This window comes from Nocardia panacis (assembly GCF_003598715.1).
In the GTDB taxonomy this organism is placed as follows: domain Bacteria; phylum Actinomycetota; class Actinomycetes; order Mycobacteriales; family Mycobacteriaceae; genus Nocardia; species Nocardia panacis.
Map to the genome: position 1 here is coordinate 1 of NZ_QZFU01000057.1, position 1059 is coordinate 1059.

Genomic DNA, 1059 nt, shown 5'->3' on the forward strand with positions numbered 1-1059 from the left:
CTAGGTCGTGTTTAAGAAGTAGGTCGGTGCTGGTTGCGGCGGTGTGAAACTTGTTGTTGGGCATGGTGTGTCGTTGGCTGGGAATGGGTGAGGTCTCCGGTAGATGGTTTGTTTACCAAGACGAACCTGAATACCGGAGACCTCGTGACCAGGGTAGTGGCAACGAGGCGGGCGGACTTGACCGACGAGCAGTGGGCGGCGATCGAGCCGCTGCTGCCGGTCGGTGAGAAGTCCGGTCGTCCGCCGAAATGGACGAAGCGGCAGCTCATCGATGGGATCCGGTGGCGAGTGCGGGTGGGTTCGCCGTGGCGGGACGTGCCGGCTTGTTATGGGCCGTGGGAGTCGGTGTATGGGCTGTTCCGGCGGTGGCAGCGTGCGGGGGTGTGGGCGGAGATCGTGTCGGCGTTGCAGGCTCGGGCTGATGCCGCGGGCCGGATCATCTGGGATGTCGGTGTGGATTCCACGGTCGCGAGGGCGCATCAGCATGCTGCCGGTGCGCGGAAAAGGGGGATCTGCAGATCGAGCCGCCCGGCACGGACTGCGACCCCGAGCCCGGCGATCATGGGCTGGGGCGCTCGCGCGGCGGTTGGACCACCAAGACGCACCTGGCGTGCGAGCAGGGCCGCAAGCTCTTGTCGGTGGTGATCACGGCCGGTCAGCGTGGTGACAGCCCGCAGTTCACCGCGGTGCTCGAAGCGATCCGGGTGCCCCGCCCCGGTGGTGGACGACCACGCGTGCGTCCTGACCGAGTGCTGGCGGACAAGGCCTACAGCTCTGCCGGAAACCGCACCTACCTGCGGCGGCGCGGTATCAAGGCCACGATCCCGATCAAGAAGGACCAGGCCGCGCACCGCCGCCGGAAAGGCTCTCACGGCGGCCGGCCACCGAAGTTCGACGCCGAAGCCTACAAGCAGCGACACGCGGTCGAGTGCGGCATCAACCTGCTCAAGCAAAACCGTGCTGTCGCAACCAGATACGACAAGCTCGCCGTCCGCTACAAGGCAACCGTGCAGGTCGCAGCCATCAACATCTGGCTACCCACTTCTTAAACACCGCCTA

General features: G+C 65.6%; 1 protein-coding gene. It reads left to right on the top strand.

Features of this window, described 5'->3' with window-relative positions; translation table 11 throughout:
- Window positions 1-126 precede the first annotated feature (126 nt).
- A protein-coding gene (locus D5S18_RS34275; protein ID WP_439651213.1) for an IS5 family transposase occupies window positions 127-1049 on the top strand; the annotation gives its coding sequence in 2 pieces (ribosomal slippage) (window positions 127-558 and window positions 561-1049; 921 coding nt in all).
- The last annotated feature ends 10 nt before the right edge of the window (window positions 1050-1059 follow it).